Annotated in this window: 14 protein-coding genes, 1 tRNA gene and 8 pseudogenes; 8 read left to right on the top strand and 15 right to left on the bottom strand. The window is 35.7% G+C overall.

The genetic code is table 11. The features are described from left to right. The first annotated feature begins 298 nt into the window (after window positions 1-298). Both NMK50_RS00970 and NMK50_RS00965 read left to right on the top strand, forming a co-directional pair. Window positions 299-1,024: a hypothetical protein gene (locus NMK50_RS00970; RefSeq protein ID WP_254770534.1), complete on the top strand. Its 726-nt coding sequence runs from the start codon at window positions 299-301 to the stop codon at window positions 1,022-1,024. Between the two features lie 84 nt (window positions 1,025-1,108). Next, window positions 1,109-1,765 carry a hypothetical protein gene (locus NMK50_RS00965; protein WP_254770533.1) on the top strand — a complete coding sequence of 219 codons (657 nt, stop codon included), beginning with the start codon at window positions 1,109-1,111 and terminating at the stop codon, window positions 1,763-1,765. A gap of 678 nt (window positions 1,766-2,443) precedes the next feature. On the opposite strand, the pseudogene NMK50_RS00960 reads toward NMK50_RS00965, so the two are convergent. Together NMK50_RS00960 and NMK50_RS00955 are read right to left on the bottom strand one after the other, a co-directional pair. Further along, window positions 2,444-2,614, bottom strand: a pseudogene (locus NMK50_RS00960) (PBSX family phage terminase large subunit); the annotation flags it as partial. Beyond that, window positions 2,595-2,909: pseudogene (locus tag NMK50_RS00955) on the bottom strand (hypothetical protein). The pseudogenes NMK50_RS00955 and NMK50_RS00960, both read right to left, overlap by 20 nt. A gap of 783 nt (window positions 2,910-3,692) precedes the next feature. On the opposite strand from NMK50_RS00955, the gene NMK50_RS00950 reads away from it, so the two are divergent. Then, window positions 3,693-4,271 (top strand): hypothetical protein, encoded by a 579-nt coding sequence (locus NMK50_RS00950; protein ID WP_254770532.1) that lies wholly within the window; start codon window positions 3,693-3,695, stop codon window positions 4,269-4,271. A gap of 90 nt (window positions 4,272-4,361) precedes the next feature. On the opposite strand, the gene NMK50_RS00945 is transcribed toward NMK50_RS00950, so the two are convergent. The 4 genes and pseudogenes from NMK50_RS00945 to ssb all read right to left on the bottom strand — a co-directional run bounded on the left by NMK50_RS00945 (window position 4,362) and on the right by ssb (window position 5,951). Next, entirely contained in the window at window positions 4,362-4,688 is a 327-nt protein-coding gene (locus NMK50_RS00945) for a type II toxin-antitoxin system PemK/MazF family toxin (RefSeq protein WP_254770531.1), read from the bottom strand. Further along, complete coding sequence (locus tag NMK50_RS00940) at window positions 4,685-4,942, bottom strand: AbrB/MazE/SpoVT family DNA-binding domain-containing protein (protein ID WP_254770530.1); 258 nt, start codon at window positions 4,940-4,942, stop codon at window positions 4,685-4,687. The genes NMK50_RS00945 and NMK50_RS00940 overlap by 4 nt, the downstream gene beginning before the upstream one ends. 38 nt (window positions 4,943-4,980) lie before the next feature. After that, window positions 4,981-5,493 (bottom strand): annotated as a pseudogene (locus tag NMK50_RS00935) (hypothetical protein). A 53-nt stretch (window positions 5,494-5,546) separates the two neighbouring features. Beyond that, a complete protein-coding gene (gene ssb, locus NMK50_RS00930; protein ID WP_254770529.1) occupies window positions 5,547-5,951 on the bottom strand; it encodes a single-stranded DNA-binding protein in 405 nt (134 codons plus the stop codon). A gap of 33 nt (window positions 5,952-5,984) precedes the next feature. Here ssb and NMK50_RS00925 point away from each other — a divergent pair. Then, window positions 5,985-6,829, top strand: a pseudogene (locus NMK50_RS00925) (tyrosine-type recombinase/integrase); the annotation flags it as partial. Window positions 6,830-6,904: 75 nt separating this feature from the next. On the opposite strand, the gene NMK50_RS00920 reads toward NMK50_RS00925, so the two are convergent. Further along, window positions 6,905-6,980: transfer RNA gene (locus tag NMK50_RS00920), tRNA-Lys, on the bottom strand. A gap of 932 nt (window positions 6,981-7,912) precedes the next feature. Between NMK50_RS00920 and lexA the strand changes: the two genes are divergently transcribed. Together lexA and rimO are read left to right on the top strand one after the other, a co-directional pair. Further along, window positions 7,913-8,626, top strand: coding sequence for a transcriptional repressor LexA (gene lexA, locus NMK50_RS00915; RefSeq protein ID WP_254770528.1), 714 nt, complete (start codon window positions 7,913-7,915; stop codon window positions 8,624-8,626). Window positions 8,627-8,789: 163 nt separating this feature from the next. Then, window positions 8,790-10,103 carry a 30S ribosomal protein S12 methylthiotransferase RimO gene (gene rimO / locus NMK50_RS00910; RefSeq protein WP_254770527.1) on the top strand — a complete coding sequence of 438 codons (1,314 nt, stop codon included), beginning with the start codon at window positions 8,790-8,792 and terminating at the stop codon, window positions 10,101-10,103. A 38-nt stretch (window positions 10,104-10,141) separates the two neighbouring features. On the opposite strand, the gene ttcA is transcribed toward rimO, so the two are convergent. The 7 genes and pseudogenes from ttcA to NMK50_RS00885 form a co-directional block, all read right to left on the bottom strand. Continuing rightward, window positions 10,142-11,020 (bottom strand): tRNA 2-thiocytidine(32) synthetase TtcA, encoded by an 879-nt coding sequence (ttcA, locus tag NMK50_RS00905; RefSeq protein ID WP_254771142.1) that lies wholly within the window; start codon window positions 11,018-11,020, stop codon window positions 10,142-10,144. A gap of 346 nt (window positions 11,021-11,366) precedes the next feature. Further along, window positions 11,367-11,764, bottom strand: a pseudogene (locus tag NMK50_RS10565) (XRE family transcriptional regulator). 143 nt (window positions 11,765-11,907) lie between these two features. Further along, a pseudogene (locus NMK50_RS10560) lies at window positions 11,908-12,118 on the bottom strand (hypothetical protein). After that, window positions 12,115-12,417, bottom strand: a complete 303-nt coding sequence (locus NMK50_RS10555; protein ID WP_254770526.1) for a hypothetical protein — start codon at window positions 12,415-12,417, stop codon at window positions 12,115-12,117. Before NMK50_RS10555 ends, NMK50_RS10560 begins: the two are co-directional and overlap by 4 nt. Further along, complete coding sequence (locus tag NMK50_RS10550; protein WP_254770525.1) at window positions 12,414-12,647, bottom strand: phage capsid family protein; 234 nt, start codon at window positions 12,645-12,647, stop codon at window positions 12,414-12,416. The genes NMK50_RS10555 and NMK50_RS10550 overlap by 4 nt, the downstream gene beginning before the upstream one ends. Then, window positions 12,596-12,811 carry a phage capsid family protein gene (locus tag NMK50_RS10480; protein ID WP_309486018.1) on the bottom strand — a complete coding sequence of 72 codons (216 nt, stop codon included), beginning with the start codon at window positions 12,809-12,811 and terminating at the stop codon, window positions 12,596-12,598. Before NMK50_RS10480 ends, NMK50_RS10550 begins: the two co-directional genes overlap by 52 nt. Window positions 12,812-12,897: 86 nt before the next feature. After that, window positions 12,898-13,230: pseudogene (locus tag NMK50_RS00885) on the bottom strand (hypothetical protein); the annotation flags it as partial. Window positions 13,231-13,411: 181 nt separating this feature from the next. Between NMK50_RS00885 and NMK50_RS00880 the strand changes: the two are divergent. Then, window positions 13,412-14,580, top strand: a pseudogene (locus NMK50_RS00880) (tyrosine-type recombinase/integrase). 217 nt (window positions 14,581-14,797) lie between these two features. Then, window positions 14,798-15,001 carry a helix-turn-helix transcriptional regulator gene (locus NMK50_RS00875; RefSeq protein ID WP_254770524.1) on the top strand — a complete coding sequence of 68 codons (204 nt, stop codon included), beginning with the start codon at window positions 14,798-14,800 and terminating at the stop codon, window positions 14,999-15,001. Between the two features lie 234 nt (window positions 15,002-15,235). On the opposite strand, the gene NMK50_RS00870 is transcribed toward NMK50_RS00875, so the two are convergent. After that, the gene (locus NMK50_RS00870) at window positions 15,236-15,637 is read right to left on the bottom strand and encodes a hypothetical protein (RefSeq protein WP_254770523.1); all 402 of its coding nucleotides are present in this window, start codon (window positions 15,635-15,637) and stop codon (window positions 15,236-15,238) included. Window positions 15,638-16,470: the final 833 nt, after the last annotated feature.

Here is a 16,470-nt window from a genome sequence, read left to right as displayed (position 1 = left end):
GCATATTTATATACAATGGCATAAAAAATAATTATAAAAAACACAAAAAAGAATAAAATATGATTGATAATAAATACGTATTTTGTTATATAAATACTCAAGTACTTAACAAACACTTGCGATTAGCGGATAGGTTACGAAACAGCCTTTCCCATACCTTATAAAATACTGACTGTCTTTTATGCTTTTATTAGTATATGAGGATTATGTCGGGTGTAGTTATGTCATACAATACTCCTTTATGGAGGAAAACATAACGACGGACTAATCGCCGTGTTTGTTAGCACCCGGCACCCTTATGGGTGTCAATAACAACAATTTACGATTAGAAAGAATTTCAAATGAAATCTATAGAAAAAATACCCCCGTTATCTCATCCAAAAAATATGAATTAACAACTGAAAACTTCACTTTTGATGGGATCACTTTACACCGCATTCGCGCATTAAAAGATTTTGATGATGTAAAAGCTGGTCAACTCGGCGGCTTTATTGAAAATGAAGATAATCTCTCTCATGATGGAAATTGTTGGATTTATGATAATGCTGCGGTTTTTTTGAATGCCAAGCTTTATGAGAATGCTAAAATTTATCAAGAAGCTAAAGTTTTTAGACAAGCCAAGGTTTATGGAAATGCTATAGTGAATGGAAAGGCATGGGTTTTTGATTATAAAGCTCATGTTTATGAAAATGCAAAAATTAACGATAACGCTAGGGTCTGTGGTCATGTCTATGGCAATGCCGTTGTAAGTGATAACGCTACTATTGCCGATGGTGCTAAGGTTTATGATAATGCACGGGTTTATGAGTGGGCACATATTTGTGGCTATGTTTTTGGGAATGCCCATGTCTTTTGCAATGCCTGGATTAAGGATTATGCAAGTGTCTATGGCAATGCAAAGGTTTATGGTAAATCAAATATCGATCATCATGTAAAAATTTATGGCAATGCCGTGGTTAATAGCCATATAAAAATTCGTGATGATATTTGTACTAACGATCAGTCTCTTAAAGATGCTGCGTAAATAACACCGTGGGCGCGGCGGGGGCACCCCTTCTTAAGAACATTTCATTCAAAATTTTATCGATTATTAGATTAGGAGCTCCCTATGACCGCTATAACTGTATCTAAAAAATATGAATTAACAAATGAAACCCGTGTTTTTGATAATCATACCCTTTATCGCATTAAAACATTAAAAGATTTTGATGATATTAAAGCTGGTCAATTGGGTGGTTTTATCGAAGATGAAAGTAATCTCTCTCATGATGATAATTGCTGGGTTGCTGATAATGCATTGGTTTATGCAAATGCCCGTGTTTATGACAATGCGCATGTGGCTGGCTTTGTTTATGGCAAAGCTCGTGTCTATGGCAATAGTCGCGTTTCAATTGAAGCCCATGTTTATGGCAATGCGCATCTTTCTCATCATAGTTATCTTTTTGAATATGCAAGGCTTTATGGCAATGCTAGGGTGTTAGGCTCTGCTTGTCTTTTTAGTTATGCGCATGTTTATGGCTATGCTGTTGTTAATAGCCGTGAAAAAATTTATGGCAAGGTTTATGACTATGCAAAAGTGAGTGGCTGTGCGCAAATTTATGGCTCTGTTTATGGTAAAGCTCAGGTTTATCATACTATCAAGGTCTTTGGTCGTGTTTGTGGGCGTGCAAAACTCAATCGACAAAGTGAGATAAGAGAGGTTCCAGAAAATAAGGAAGTTAATAAGAGCGATATTCTTATAGAGATTGTTGATACTGAAGAATAAATACCAAATGCGGGGGGCGTTGGTTTCATGCCATTTTCAAAAGACAAGAGTGCAAAAAAGAAAGCCGTTCCATTATTACAGACGCGGCTTTATGAAAGAGATACAACTAAAAAATACAAATCAACAAATGAATAAGTACATGTATACAAAACGTATTAATATTGCAAGCTCTCTAATCTCTTTATAAAAACTTATCCAAAATAATATAAAGGAATGATTATGAAAGCGTTCTTTTAGATCATCACATTTGAATGAAAAAAGCCTATTAACTCTGTGATGATTTAAAACCTATTCATAACAGTGCCCTCATTTTTGAGGAGTCCTTAATCACTCAATCCAAATTTGGATTAACCTCTTAAAGAACGTTTCAAATATTTGTATTTAAACAAGCTCTCATATTCAATTGCGTTTTAACAATGCAACTTATTATGATAAAAACGTCTTGTACAATTTATGAGATGTTATGACTGATAACTGCGTTGTATTTCATTTGAATGCTCTCATGTGTTATAACATTGGTATCATGATTTGCTTTTTATGCTCTGTTTATAAATGGCTATTGTTTATCAAAAATGTTCAATTGAATCGTGCATAAAAGTGTGGATTCTTAAGTGGATTCATATCAAATAAATACAATCAAATTATTGATTTTATTGTGTTTTTTGTTATAATATTTTTCATAGTCCCTGATATTCCTCCCATACCAAATTGATAGCCTTTTAAAGCTGCCATCAAGGCAAAAGATCTTGTCTTGCCTGACCCTCGTCCTCCCCAAGCCGCACGCACTGCTGCCTTGCCTGAAAAGATTGGTATCAGCTTTGGTACTATATTAATCTGTGCTATCGTCATCAACCAAAGGAGCAATCTCTACACGCGTTATCGTCTTTATCGCTCCACCATCCTCACCAGTAACCTGTAAAGGCAACACCTTGCCAAGCAATTCTAAATAAGCAGCGGGGCATTTGATTGCCTGCTTTTCAAGGTAAGAAATCAAACCATCATCACCATATTTTTTACCAGCACGCTCTGCAGCTTTAAGCACTGCCTCTTTCAGAATACGTGTCGTTTTGTTTGGCACGCCTTTTACCCGCCCCTAACCAGCCTTTGGGGGCGTTCTTTTTGCGAGTTTCTCAGTAGTGTTCATGAGGATTTCTTTTTGTGAAAAGGATAACAAAAAACCCCGCAAATGCAGGGCTCTGAACAATCATATAATAATTTTTAAGAGAAGTTATATCTCCTTCACTGTAATTTTAGACGCAATTCGACCAACTACAGCAGCACCATTAAATACGACTTTTGACACATTGTCAACAAAAAAAAATCACGATATTGTATATTTTTTTATTTTTTATCTAAATCTAGTGTTCTCAACAACCAACAATTCATAATTGTATCATCTAATCGAATCAAATATATGCGAAAATAAAGTTATCGATTAGCAAAAAGCGGGGGCATTAATGTTATTTTTCAAAAAAGCAGCTCTATTAGCGATAGTCATTATTGAAATATTGCTTTCCAGTTGTGCAGAGAATTCTACTCAGACATAATCTGCTCAAGTTAATAGCCAAACTGGAAAGGTTGTTCAATCGGTGTATTATCAAAGACTTCAGGCTTTTTTAACTGGTATGGCGGAATCTGATCCATATAGATCAGGATGGGAAACGTTAAGAAATGGTAGGCGATATCTTGATAATTTTAACAGAGGTTATCCATATCCCCCCACCTCCAGCTCCACGGCTCCAGCTCCACGGCACACTACCCCACGGTTTAGTAATTCTTGTAATACCTCTTGTATGGGTTCTTTTTGCAATACTAATTGCTATACATGGCAAATCGATTTTTATTGGTATTTCAAACCGTTACAAAACGTATAATATTTAATACATACTCTACACTTTGATAAAAATAGCCTTTTGGGTGGATTGTTATGATACGTATAATCAAATTTATAGTTTTATTATTTTCCTTAATAATGTTTGGATGTACTAACGTAAATGATCTTAATCAATACGATGTACTTTATAACAAGTATGCAAATGAAAAATATAAAAATTTTGAACATTTTGAAAAGATGCAAAAAGCATCAGCATATATATACTCTCGTGGTTATGATAATTTCTTTTCAAGATTTCACTTGGTACGACATCGCCACATACTTATTACTTTGTGTGGGCGCTACGCAAGCTTATTACAGGGTGATTATAATAAGGAGATGTCATGGACAAACTTACCAACATACATACGTACGCTAAGCTATGACTATAATTGGAAAGAAGATGTTTTTATTTCGGCACAAAATATGTCCAAATATTTTACGAACCCAATGTTTAAGTACGCAAAGAAATTTCTGAATTCTCCTGATGGTATGAGCCCAGAAACGCAAATAACAGATCTCGTGTCTACAATAAATGCAGCACTTACTATGCCCGCTTATAGTAAAATTATTAAAAAGGTACCACAATTTTGTACAGATATTCAAAGAGTATACTATATGATGGAGCCATAAATATGGCCAACAGTTGCAAGTATACATATTTTTCTATGTTCAACAACAAACTATATCTGATCTTAAAGACTAGATCTCATACGTAATTGATTAACTAAAGATCGTAACGACCTTCGCCAATACCTCATCCATAATAGCTGTTGGCAAGCTTTCTACTTTACGCCCATTGCGCACCACCAAATCGAGAACACGGGGCTGATCACAACGAATAACACCCCTTGTTCTTGTACCCATAAGCGGCACCGCAAATCCAATACGGCGTGCAAAATTTCCACCGCTTGTGATCGGCAAAATAACGGGCAAACCTGTTGCTTGATTAAAATCATCAGGAGAAACAATGACGACAGGACTATACCCACGCTGTTCTCGTCCTTGGATTGGTTCCAAATCGACCATATAGACGTCACCACGCCTCATATAATCTCACCCCCCACAGCAGAGGCATCAACCCACTCACGGTCTTCAGGTGATTGTGGCTGCGAATAATCAGAAGCAGCTAATAACTCAGCCATCGTGTAGCGCGGCTGGACTGATGGTTCAACAACAAGACGACCATTATCAATAGCCAAACCAACCTCAGTATTTTCAGTCAAGTGAAGAACATCAAGCAATGCAGGCGGGATAGAAAGCATCACTGAGCCTCCAACTTTACGTAATTTTGTTGTGTGCATAAAACGCCCTCTCTAATATTATATAGAAATATAACATTCTAAAGACTATTTTTCAATGGTTTGCTATGCTTTTGCGTAAAATATTTCTGTAGCGCATTAAGAACAATACGTAATGAACTTACAAGATGTGGTAATCCTTGATCTTCTATAACAAGATATTGTATTGCCGCATGAAGATTAAGCTGTTGATTTAAAGCTTGTGCTTCTTTTATCACTCCTTACATACTTAAAAACTGTTCGGTTGCAAATTCTACCCATTTCTCTCTTGCCTTATCATCAGAAGATGATGGCATCTCATCATACACTGCTGCCGGCAATCCTTTTGCACACAAATAGTCATTTCTTAACTGTAGATATTTTTGTGCAGTATCATACTGGTCTTGAGTAAGCACGCCTCGCAAACAAAGCCGCCCGATATAGGTACCAGCAAGCGGATTTTTGGCATCTTCTATAGACAAACCATAGCGTTTAGCACGCATTTCAATTGCTAATTGATCAACAGGATCTTGACGTGCTCTCATCCGTGAAATGTAAGCATCTTTCTCTCTCATACATCCCCTCATCTGTAGGAGCCCACACTTTTTCTTTTATCACATTTCTTCAATCAAAATGGCATGCTGTCATGAAGAGATATGCCATAGTCACTAGCACCTGAAGCAACAGCATAATCCTGTGATAAGGTATGAGGGCCTGGAGAGAGTTCATCACTGTCATGATTTTCTTTTTTCCCATCTAAGAGAAACAATTGACCTTTAAACTGAGGTAAGACAATTTCTGTCGTATAACGATCACGACCGTTTTTATCTTGCCATTTACGGGTTTGTAACTTGCCTTCTACATAAACCTTTGAACCTTTATTCAAGTATTGAAGAGCAATTTTTGCCAGATGTGGATTAAAAATGACGATAGAATGCCATTCCGTTTTGTCGACCCTTTGATTTGTTGCCTTATCAGTATAGCTTTCAGAAGTTGCCATACGAAAATTGACCACTTCAGTGCCATTATTCATTGTTTTGCTTTCGGGATTAACAGTAACGGAAGCAGCAAATCGTCTCGTGACTGGTTGTTACATCAATATTACAAAGCATGCAATGGCATAATCAATCAGAATCGACCCAAAAAGTTAAGTATAGAATTCTGAAAAATGTTTCTAAACATATTGGCGACCGCGCTTATAAAAGTATAGAAAAACAACATATCCTTGATGCCGTAGACAGAAGACGAGAGACCCCAGCCGCGGCTAAGCATTTTTTAACGGCTCTAAATGGTCTTTTTAATTGGGCGGTTGATAATGCTCTTTTAAACAGAAATCCTGCATTGAGTGTTAAAGCACCAAAATCTTTTAATACAGAGGGATTAGCACCATGGTTAGAAGAAGATATTGACAAATACTATCATCGCTGGAAACTAGGAACGCATGAACGTGTTTGGATTGATGTTCTTCTGTACACCGGTTTGCGTCGTGGTGATGCGGTGCGAATTGGTTGGAAAGACGTGAAAGAGAATATCATTCACTTAAGAACAGAAAAGAGTCAATTTAAAATAGATGTTTTTCTACCCATTTTGCCAGAACTCGCAGAAACTCTTAAAATTGGACCTATTGGAAATGAAACATTTATTTGCGGAAAAAGTGAAAATAAGCTTGTCAAAGAAAGTTTTGGTAACTTGTTTCGTGAGGCATGTAACGCAGCAGGAATAAAAAAATCAGCTCATAGCTTAAAAAAGTTAGCAGCAACGCGTGCTGCTAATGCATGAGCTACAGTATCACAACTTAATGCGCTTTTTGGCTGGACAGAAGATAGTATGGCTTCGCTCTATACGAAAACGGCGGATAAAAAACGATTAGCAATAGAATTCATCAAAAAGCTTCAAAAAGGTTCGGGATAGACAGGAAAATAAGTTAAAAGAACAAAGGATCAAAACTCCCTAACTTCTCTATAACCTCTTGATTTCTCTTAATATTGGTGAGCGCGCAGGGATTCGAACCCTGGACCTACTGATTAAAAGTCAGTTGCTCTACCAGCTGAGCTACGCGCTCCCACACAAGCCAAATCGCTTGCAGAAAGTGAATGAAACATACGGTCGACTTTTCATTTGGTCAACACCTTTCGAAAAAAAATATTATATTTTGTTTAGTTATTAATACTTTTCTGTTTTTCCTATTCATCATCATTATAATGTATAACTTTTTTTTCTGCTAAATTTGAATAAAAAAAATTAAAAATCAAGAATGATTCATAGAATCCAAGATACGAAAAAGTGAATATTTTAAACCTATCAGCAATGCAGAAAATATATTTATTGTAATCTATAGATAGTTAGATTAATGCCGCAAATTATGCTTACCCACCTTTAAATCTTTTGGTTTTTAACTTCCAAATATGAGCATGGCTTGGTAACGTTACAATGTCGATGTATGGGAGGCCTATTCTTATATAAAAATAAAGGAAATCTGAAACAGAGTTTTAGCATAACTAAAATGATAATCACAAATATCAGTCACGCCGAGAAAAAGATTCTCGTTCACTCTTTTATTAGATTTATAAATATAATCTTCCTAAAAATAGAAAAGGAGCAATGATACATGAAATAATTCCCCATGTGTAATGAAAAGTTACCATCATTATCAAATTTGAAAAGTACTATTTAATTGAACCCTTTGTGATAGAATTTATAACGTATGTAGATACTTTTAAAGAAAAAATAGATAACTTTTCCCATGAGATATAAAATTAATCTTAAAACAAATCACCTCATTTAAGAGAGTAAAATATATTTTAAAATTACGATATTCATTAATATTTATATATAAAAATAATATAATAAAAATGTTTTCATATATTTATAAAAATATAAAAAACAATTAAATTTTGTTTGATGAATTTTTCCTAAAAAATGTACAATATTTATAGATTAATATATATTAACTTTATTTTTTCTTATTTTTGATGTTTTTAACTGGAATATTGCATGTTAACATGTAAACAATATGAACTACTTTTGTTTATTCATAATCATATAAAAGAAACAGGTGTATCTCCCTCCTTCGAGGAAATGAAAATTGCATTGGAGATTTCTTCAAAGTCTGGCATTCATAAACTCATGGTAGCCTTAGAACAACGAGGTTTTATACGCCGTTTGCCAAATCGTGCCCGCGCAATAGAAGTGATTCGACTCCCTGAAAAGATAACATTTAATCTTTCTTTAGCGCGTAAAATTTCTCCTAGTATGATAGAAAAAAATAAAAGAAAAATATTGAAAAAAATCGGTGATAGTGATCATTTTAAGGGAGAAGAGAAAAAAAATGTTACTATTCCTATTATGGGTCGTATTGCTGCAAGTGTACCTATCTCGGCTATATTGCAACAGACAAACACGCTTTCTTTACCAAAAGAGATGATTCATTCGGGTGAACACTATGCTTTAGAGGTCAAAGATGATTCTATGATTGAAGCTGGTATTCTTGATAAAGATACTATAATTGTAAAATGCCAAAATACAGCCACATCAGGTGAAATTGTTGTGGCGTTTATTGATAAAGAAGAAGCAACTTTAAAACGTTACCGACGTAAGGGAGCTTCCATTGCATTAGAAGCAGCAAATGCTCATTACGAAACACGCATATATGGATCGGACCGTATACAGATACAAGGTAAACTTATCGGACTTATTCGCAAATATTAAAAAATAAAAATATTTTCTTAAATACACTCCATACATTGATTTAATAAAAAATTGTTTGGTATTTTTTGTATTGTACCACACTCGATAATGAAATATTCTACTCTTAAGATTTTATAAAAAATAATAAATAAAATTTAATCGTCATAAAGTTGTAGGATGTGTTATGATAGCACCTCGTATTAGTTTTGTCTCTCTCGGATGTCCAAAAGCACTGGTAGATTCTGAACGAATTATTACAAAACTTCGCTCTGAAGGTTATGAAATTTCACGTAAGCATCAAGGTGCGGATGTTGTTATTGTTAATACCTGTGGTTTTCTTGATTCTGCTCGAAATGAATCATTAGCTAATATTGATGAAGCGCTCAAAGAAAATGGAAAAGTTATTGTAACTGGATGTCTAGGTGCTGATCCTGATGTTATTCGCCAAGCACACCCGAATGTATTGGCCATTACAGGACCACAAGACTATGAAAGTGTTATACAAGCTGTTCATTCAGTAATTCTTCCAGTTCATGATCCCTTTGTCGATTTAGTTCCTCCGCAAGGTATTCGCTTAACACCTCGCCATTATGCTTACTTAAAAATTTCCGAAGGATGTTCTAATCGCTGCAGCTTTTGTATTATCCCCACTCTGCGTGGTAATCTTATTTCACGTCCCATCGATGATGTTCTTCGAGAAGCTGAAAAACTTGTACAGGCCGGTGTAAAAGAGCTTTTGGTTATCTCACAAGATACCAGTGCTTATGGTATGGATATAAAATATCTAGAAAGTTTTTGGAAAGATCGCACAATAAAAACCAAATTTTTTGATCTTTGTCGCGAACTAGGGAATATGGGTATTTGGATACGCATGCATTATGTTTATCCTTATCCTCATGTTGATGAAGTTATTGAACTTATGGCAGAGAGAAAGATTCTCCCTTATTTAGATATCCCTTTTCAGCATGCTTCACCAACCGTTTTACGTAACATGAAACGTCCTGCTCTTATGGAAAAAACAAACCGTAGAATTGAAAAGTGGAGAGAAATTTGTCCAGATCTCACCTTACGATCAACATTTATTGTAGGTTTTCCAGGTGAAACGAATGAAGATTTTAATATACTTCTCGAATGGTTGGAAGAAGTAAGAATTGAACGTGCCGGCTGTTTTAAATATGAAGAGGTAAAAGGTGCTGCCGCAAATGATTTAGGATTAGAAAACATTGCTAAAGAAATAAAAGAAAGCCGTTGGCATCGCTTTATGGCTAAACAACAACAAATTTCTAGTCATCTTTTAAAGAAAAAAATTGGAAAAAGACTTCAAGTTCTCATCGATGAAAGTCAAGGAAAAGTTGCTAAAGGTCGCAGTCAATATGATGCTCCAGAAGTAGATGGTGTTGTCCATATATCATCACGACGACCATTACGTGTCGGTGAATTTGTTACCGTAAAAATTGAACACTCAGATGCTTATGATCTTTATGGTATAGCAGTTTAAAGATAAGATTGAAATGCATTATGCGTAATAAGTCAGTTTTATAATAAACTATCAAAATCAAAAAAATTTTTATCAAGCAAATGGCTTGGACGAACATTTGTTAAGGCACGAATCATAGTATCTTTACGTCCAGGCATTCTTCTTTCAATATCTCTTAGCATTTCTTTCATTGCATTGCGTTGTAACCCATCTTGACTACCACAAAGATTACAAGGAATAATAGGAAAGCTCATTGCTTGAGAAAATTTCTTCATATCTTCTTCAGCAGCGTAAACAAGAGGGCGTAAAACAAAAAGATCACCTTCATCATTTATAAGCTTTCCAGGCATAGCTGCTAATCGACCACCATGAAATAAATTCATAAAAAAGGTTTCTAAAACATCATCACGGTGATGTCCCAGAACCAATGCAGAACATCCCTCTTCACGTGCGATACGGTATAAATGACCACGTCGCAACCGAGAACAAAGTGAACAATATGTTTGCGTATCTGCCAATTTATCTGTAACAATGGAATAAGTATCCTGATATTCAATACGATATGGAATTTGATAAGAATTTAAAAAATCTGGAAGAATATGCTTTGGAAAGTCTGGTTGTCCTTGATCAAGGTTACAAGCGAGAATTTCAACAGGTAAAAGTCCACGCCATTTTAAATCAAGAAGAAGCGCTAATAGTCCGTAAGAATCCTTTCCGCCAGACAAAGCAACAAGCCATTTTTTTTCTGAAGAAAGCATAGAAAAATCGTCTAACGCTTGCCGCATATGACGGAGAAGCCGTTTACGCAATTTATTAAACTCCACAGTTGAAGGAGCAGATCGAAATATTGGATGACAATCATCCGTTTTCTTTGTCAAAGAATCATTTTCTTTTATATTCTTTTTCATTGTTTGATATTTGACTGAAATATTCTTCATAAGACCATAATTTTGCATAATAAAAAGCTTGTTCTGCAAAAATAACAGAAACAGCAACAAGTTTAACGCAACTTAAACAAATGCTCTATTTATTTATATATAAAAAAGAAATGAAGCCATACAAACCGTGCTGTTATAAAATATAATAACAAATTTTGATATAGCACCATTCACAAAAAATAGCTGTTAGCTTCAAAAACTATAAAGCAACGTAACATTTTTGAGTACACGAAAGCGTGATACTCTTTTTTAAAATAATAACCTTTTTTATCTCTATAACTTATTGATTTTTTATATTATTTTCAAGATTCGAGATGAGTAAAAAAATGTATGGGAATAGGATTTTCTAACATTTCTCCGCAACACGAGCATTTTTTTGGCTTTTCTCCTCTATAATCACTTCTAATATTCCTTTGAAGGTTTCTAAATCTTGTTGCGAAAAAACTTTTAAAAGTCCAATAAACATGCCAATAACTTCACGATACAACGGATCAGAAGATGTGACGCTAAAACTACCGCTACAAGCATTCGATTTTTTCCTTAAACGAAATGGGCGGCTGTCTCTTGACTTAAAGCGTATAGTTCAATGATTTTTTCTTCCATGCCAACCGGTCCAAATCTTTTGCTAATTTCTACAGATGATAAAAATGAAACAGAAACGTCTAATCTCTCTACCATATCTAAAAGACGTTCAGAGTGATCAATGCGAAGTTTGCGTAAGCTTTTACCAAAGGGGGTAACTATCTAAAAATCCTATTGAAAAAATGAATATTCACTCTGATTCCAGCAAAAACTTTTAGATTTTTCTCTCAATTATTGCGAATCAACAGTTCTTTTCGAGGTACGTTTTGAGAGGCTGAGGTACGTTTTGAGAGGCTTTGGAGTCTCTAACTTTTGCTTATCCATCTTTTGAGATACATGAAAATATTATCGAGTGCATCCATAAGGCGGGCAAAATCGATAACAAACATAAAGACAATGAACGCAATCCTCTTCATAAAATGATACATCACCTTCATACTCTGATAGGTATTAATCATCTCATGAAGTAGCCGTTATTCTCTCTCTGTGAGCTCTTTCTCTTCGCTTTCTGCTCATCTTTCCAACCACATAAATAGACCCTTTAAACTATCAACACGTATAGGACTGACTTTCGGATTTGCCAACTTCGCAACTTTGACGACTTCATCAATCAACTTAAGATTAAAGCCATGCTTTGCTAGCTCTTTGACATCTTCATCTTTGGTTTTGCCATCGGGGCGGACAATGCGCTTACTGCTTGGCGCCAAAGGTGCATTAAAGCCGTAATACAATTCATCAAGATAAATTTCACGTTCTTCAAATTTAATGGTAGGTGCGGTATAATCACATACTTGAAGAAAAAACATCAAACTCATGCGATTAGCATACCAATCAACCAATGCCTTGTGCGCTTCATCACGTAAACTAAATGAAATAGTTGTTGATCAATCGTGCTTTTTTTCGTTGCAAGAGCATGATTCAGTTCATTGATATATAATTTATCATGGAGGAATTGAAGCGCTTTTTCGTTCCCTTTAAGCGTTTCGCCCTCGCTTACACCACGTCCCATAATCTGAGCACGTAAGGTAAGCGAAACATAACACAATCTCCCCCTTCTTTCCTAAGTTCATTCTTGACCTGTATAATACTATTGGAACTTTCTCCCATTAAACGATTAATATCAAGAGCTTTTGATGCTTCATAATTGAACCTCTTTGACCAAGCTTTAATCGCCTGCGCATCATTAATAGGAATATATGTTATTGCCATTTATCTCACCTTTCTTTGCTGTAAAAAAAACCGGCTTAAAAGCCGGCGAAAAACACATGGATTATATCGTTACGTCTCAACCATCATTAGCCATCCCAACCCATGAGTTTATTAAAAATAACTTGATTGTTTGGTCGGTTATACCATTCTACAAACTCTTTATCGGACATATCACCAATGGTTTGTAAAGTGATTGGTTCTGTACTACCGCCTCCTCCGGATGCCGTTAGAGTCCTCGCAGAATTCTGCCTACTTTGAAGCAAAGCTAGCTGATTATTGGCTTGGGTCGCTTTGTTCTGATAACAAGAGTTTTTTGCTATCCCATAAAGCGTTTCGGCCGGATTAATATCCTTTTGCGCACACGTCGCTACAAGCGTGCGTAATTTGTTGTCTATAATTGCATCGATCGTGCCACTTTTACACAGTCAACTAGTTGATTTATAAAGACAATTTATTGTTTTGCCTATTGAATGAGAGACCCGAATATTGTAAGATTCTCTCATCTCAAATCCCCTTATCTTGAATCAATCAAAACCATCCCTTTGCACGTCACAAGTGGGGTTGGTGTGTGGGGTGAAAACCGTTTAGAAAGGAACAAAAATGCCTCTTATGAATCGTCTCAATACCAAGGGCTGTCGCAACATTGGGGGCCGGTAAATAGTATGATGGTGCCAGCTTGCACCTTCATAAGTGTAAAGATGGGGGATGCTCAATGGCTTTATCGCTATACCATTCACGGGCGGCGGCGTGAAATGGGCTTGGGTGCTTTAAGAGATGTCTCTTTAAAACAAGCCCGTGAATTGGCAACTGGGTGGCGTTCTGTTTTACGTGAGGCTTGTAACCCCATTAAAGAACGTGAGAAACAAAAGCGTGAAGCGATGCGTAATCTGCATTACTTAAAAGATATCGCTCTCGATGCTTTTGAAAGCCGTAAAGCTGAACTCAAAAATGATGGTAAAAATGGAGATTGGTTTTCATCTTTACAACTTCATATTCTCCCCAAATGAGGTTGCTTACCGGTTTCAGAGATTACACAAACAAAGATACGCAATACACTCGCACCGATTTGGCATACAAAAGCTGGGACTGCCTATAAAGCACTAAACCGCCTTAATCTCTATCTCAAACATGCGGTTGCATTGGGCTTAGATGTTGATTTACAAGCAACAGAAAAAGCAAAAGCTTTGTTAGGCAAACAACGCCATAAAGTTAAAAATAGACCAGCAATGGATTGGAAAGAGATACCAGCTTTTTATAAAACACTCTGCAAAACAACAACCCTAACACAACTGGCTTTGCATCTGCTTATCCTGACAGGGGTTCGTACAAATCCCTTGTGTCATATCCATAAAGATCAAATTGATGGGAATATATGGACCATCCCTGCTAAAAATATGAAAGGAAGGCGTGATGCTACAACAGAGTTTCGCATGCCTTTATCAAATGAAGCATTGGAAATTTTAAAACAAGCACACTTGCTTTTTCGCAATGATTTCTTTTTCTCTGCAACTGGTCGTGGTCCCCTTGGTGAAACTTGTATGTCACAATATATGAAAAAAACTGAACTTGATGCCTGTCCGCATGGTTTTCGTTCTAGTCTACGAGATTGGCTCGCAGAAACAACTGATGCTCCTTTTGAGGTCGCAGAAACCATTCTAGGTCATACGGTTGGGGGTAAAGTAGAGCGTGCCTACCGTCGTACTGACTATTTAGAGCAGCGCCGTGTTTATATGGATAAATGGGCGGCTTATGTCACGAGCAAATCTTAAAAGATGGAGTCTTGTACCCCATTTTTATTTCATTATCTGTGGATAACTTTCTCTCTTCGTTCTCTCATTCCGTTTCAATAAGACTCATAAATTATCAAATGAGAAAATACATCATAAAGTGCTGTTTTTTATGATTAAACTTACTTTCCAATTTAAGAAAATATGGTTAACAAACGCTTATGACTTGTTACTATTTTTTAGATTGAAAGGATCAGTTATGACTGAAAATGATGTTCTTCTTACAGACCGTGAAAGTGCAAAATTATTGCATAGCGTTTCAACATTCCGTCGGCATGTAACCAATGGATCTTTACCAAAATCCTTAAAATTTGGTTCTTTATCGCGCTGGTTACAATCCGATCTGCTGAATGTGATTGAAAAAGCCAAAACGCAACGTCAACATCTCAGTGATGTGGCATAAAAAACTTGTCACGTAAGGACGGACAAGACTTTCTCAAATTATCGCAAATTTAAGGGTGCAAAATCTGTCCTGTGATGCAATATCATAGGATGAGAATATGAACTTATACTCAAAAGAACTCCCTACAATCATATTGCTTGATAGATAGTGTAGGAAATTAGCAGTTGAAACAACAATCCCGCCATTTCAAGCAAAAGCAAAAAGAGCAGGATTGTTCATTATCACAAGTAAGACTTAGGATTGGCATTCAGGTGCGTTTTTATACCTATTACAAAAAGGGCTATTTAAGCGCTTTTTGACACTGCGCTGCGGAATAACAGCACCTAGACGACAAGCCGGAAGATCCTTCCCCTGAACATTCTCACACCACGTTCCTACTTCATCTTTATAGCGAAATCCCGACTGAAGCATACAAGCATGAATTGTTGCTAGTGCATTGTTACTTAACTTTTGATTTTCCGGATCGACATCGTAAGGAGTTGGCATGCCACATTCTAACAAAGCTTTTGCTACTTCAGTAAAATCTGCTCCTGGCTTCTTCCATGCCGCTAGAGATGATGTGGGAGTTTTATTAAATTGACATGCCACTATACTCAACAGAATTATAGTACTTAATAATTTTAAAATTTGTTTCATTTTTTCCTCCATGATTTTCTTGAAGGAACTGGTTCTAAATGGGATGTGCCATAATTATATCTACACATAGCAAAAGTAAGATAAAGGTTATTCCCCAAAATAAGGAGGTTAATAAGAGCGATATTCTTATAGAGATTGTTGATACTGAAGAATAAATAACAAACGTGGGGGAGGCGTTAGTTTAAGGTCATCTCAAAAGAAAGTTGCGCCATTTTTATGTGATACGGCTTTATGGATGAATATATTAAGGAACTCATATAAAAGAAATTGATAGCAAGTAAATATATACAAAACGTATTATATTGTAAGCTCTCTAGTCTCTTTATAAAAACTTATCCAAAATAATATAAAGGAATGATTATGAAAGCGTTCTGTTAGATCATCACATTTGAGGCGATTAATTTGAAATAAAGCATGTTCTCAAAAAGCTTCTTTAAAACGTATTAAGATACTAAGCGCACTTTTGAGCTAAATAAATTTCAAATAATTTACATTCTAAAATCAAAACACTTTGTAAAGTTATATCAAGCCAATCAAAAACAAGCGTTGATTTTTAAAGCAATCTCTCATAAAATGGAAAAAAGTTTTTCTTTAATCAACCAACTCAAATTTGAACTGGTTAAAATTACTCACTCCAATTTTTAGGGGAGTGTCTTTGTAGAGCTCTCTTTAAACAATGGCGTTTAATGATCTTGATATATCCAACTTCTCTCTGCTTATGAAAAAAGAGCCCCTCATTTTTGAGGTGTCTAAAATTAGTCAATTCAAATTGGGCTTTATTATTTTAAACCGTAATGATCAAAACAGCTTTTGATACGTGTTTTGCATGATAT

It is taken from the genome of Bartonella harrusi, from assembly GCF_024297065.1.
Classification (GTDB): domain Bacteria; phylum Pseudomonadota; class Alphaproteobacteria; order Rhizobiales; family Rhizobiaceae; genus Bartonella; species Bartonella harrusi.
This window is presented reverse-complemented; position numbering and strand designations above follow the sequence as displayed.

Coding starts and splice junctions, on each gene's coding strand:
- NMK50_RS00965 (WP_254770533.1), top strand. CDS start 1,109: ATGACCGCTATAACTGTATCTAAAAAATATGAATTAACAAATGAAACC.
- NMK50_RS00950 (WP_254770532.1), top strand. CDS start 3,693: ATGATACGTATAATCAAATTTATAGTTTTATTATTTTCCTTAATAATG.
- NMK50_RS00970 (WP_254770534.1), top strand. CDS start 299: ATGGGTGTCAATAACAACAATTTACGATTAGAAAGAATTTCAAATGAA.
- rimO (WP_254770527.1), top strand. CDS start 8,790: ATGATAGCACCTCGTATTAGTTTTGTCTCTCTCGGATGTCCAAAAGCA.
- NMK50_RS00940 (WP_254770530.1), bottom strand. CDS start 4,942: ATGCACACAACAAAATTACGTAAAGTTGGAGGCTCAGTGATGCTTTCT.
- ssb (WP_254770529.1), bottom strand. CDS start 5,951: ATGAATAATGGCACTGAAGTGGTCAATTTTCGTATGGCAACTTCTGAA.
- NMK50_RS00945 (WP_254770531.1), bottom strand. CDS start 4,688: ATGAGGCGTGGTGACGTCTATATGGTCGATTTGGAACCAATCCAAGGA.
- NMK50_RS10555 (WP_254770526.1), bottom strand. CDS start 12,417: ATGAGTTTGATGTTTTTTCTTCAAGTATGTGATTATACCGCACCTACC.
- NMK50_RS00870 (WP_254770523.1), bottom strand. CDS start 15,637: ATGAAACAAATTTTAAAATTATTAAGTACTATAATTCTGTTGAGTATA.
- ttcA (WP_254771142.1), bottom strand. CDS start 11,020: ATGAAGAATATTTCAGTCAAATATCAAACAATGAAAAAGAATATAAAA.
- lexA (WP_254770528.1), top strand. CDS start 7,913: ATGTTAACATGTAAACAATATGAACTACTTTTGTTTATTCATAATCAT.
- NMK50_RS00875 (WP_254770524.1), top strand. CDS start 14,798: ATGACTGAAAATGATGTTCTTCTTACAGACCGTGAAAGTGCAAAATTA.
- NMK50_RS10480 (WP_309486018.1), bottom strand. CDS start 12,811: ATGGCAATAACATATATTCCTATTAATGATGCGCAGGCGATTAAAGCT.